The sequence below is a fragment of the Hallella faecis genome (assembly GCF_018789675.1).
In the GTDB taxonomy this organism is placed as follows: domain Bacteria; phylum Bacteroidota; class Bacteroidia; order Bacteroidales; family Bacteroidaceae; genus Prevotella; species Prevotella faecis.
Genome location: NZ_JAHKBE010000125.1, coordinates 1 through 1343, shown reverse-complemented (window position 1 = coordinate 1343; position 1343 = coordinate 1). Strand labels below are relative to the sequence as shown.

The 1343-nt window shown below is 38.6% G+C and carries 2 protein-coding genes; both read left to right on the top strand.

The window, feature by feature from the left end:
* Positions 1-172: 172 nt before the first annotated feature.
* The gene (locus KM934_RS12755; protein ID WP_215760991.1) at positions 173-814 is read left to right on the top strand and encodes a GmrSD restriction endonuclease domain-containing protein; all 642 of its coding nucleotides are present in this window, start codon (positions 173-175) and stop codon (positions 812-814) included.
* 240 nt (positions 815-1054) lie between these two features.
* Positions 1055-1288: a hypothetical protein gene (locus tag KM934_RS12750; RefSeq protein WP_215760990.1), complete on the top strand. Its 234-nt coding sequence runs from the start codon at positions 1055-1057 to the stop codon at positions 1286-1288.
* Positions 1289-1343 lie beyond the last annotated feature (55 nt).

Below are 1343 nucleotides of genomic sequence, written 5' to 3'. Positions count from 1 at the left end.
TGCACTTAGAGAGTATGCTCAAACGGCTTGAATTCTAAATCCGAAACTTGAGTATATTATCAAGCGAGAGTATGTCGGAGATGCGGCACAAGATGGAGAATGGAGTTTAAAAGAGATATGTTCATACGGACAAGGAGGTAACAAAAAAGCTCTCTACAAACTCACCAATGTAGTGGACTATGGTCGTTGGTATAATGAGCAGCATAATAAATACATTCTAATGCTACAGGCCGCAATGCGTGTTTCCTTTACTTCACCCAAAGTTATGCACTGGATTACAAAACTTCTGATTTGGCTGACGGACTATTTTCTTGACCGTGCCCCGGAAGGATGGATTTATGAGGATATTGTAAATGATACAGCCAGAGAACCTGTTACAGAGTTCTTAAATAATAAAGAAAACTTCTATTTAGGTGTGGCTACCCCACACATTGTTCTCAACTATCTTGATTTTCTGCTTTGGAAAAAGAGCCCAAAGATAGATTTTGATTTTGAATTCAGAAACTCAGTTGAACATTGGTATCCTCGCAACCCATCGGAAGGAAGTTTTCCACGTTGGGAGGATGAAGGTCCAAATGGAGTGGATAGATTTGGAAATTTATGCTTAATTCAGAGAAGCGTCAACTCAAAGTTCTCCAATTTGCATCCAAGTGCAAAAAAATCAACATTTCAAGAAATGATTGACAAAGGGAGCTTAAAATTACGAATAATGAGCGAAATGACTACCGACAACAGTCAATTATGGAGAGAAGATACTTGCTCCAAACATGAAGAAGAAATGCTCAATCTATTGAAAGATGCATGTGGAATGTAATTGTAGTTATTTCTAACATCAAAATAATGAATTGAACAACTAAAAAATGAAGATACATCATATTATATTCAGCCCCACCAGTGGAATTCGGCAATGGAGCGAGATTCTATTTTTTGGCTATGGAATGTTTTGGCTACGGAAAAGATTGTGCTGCTACCGAACGGCGTCAAGGATGCCGACATTCTATTCAATGGCGAAAAAAGGCGGGCAGGGTTATGTTGATGATATAAACGCAATGATATGACAATAGATACAACCAATATGTGCTCACACCTTAAGAAGAAGCTATTTGAACCTGATGGTGTGTATTATCCGATATGGCAAGCCATGAAGGATGATGAGACCTTGACGGCTGTGGTGCGAAGCAGACAGTTGAACATATACAGAAACGGGAAGAAGATTCTCATTCTGGCAGGTAAGGCACAACCGAAGATAATACGAGAAGATAAATTGAATGAATTGATAACAAAATAAATAGGGATTGTCGTTTAATTCTTTCAGTCGTGGACGCATAGAGGTCATCTTGGTA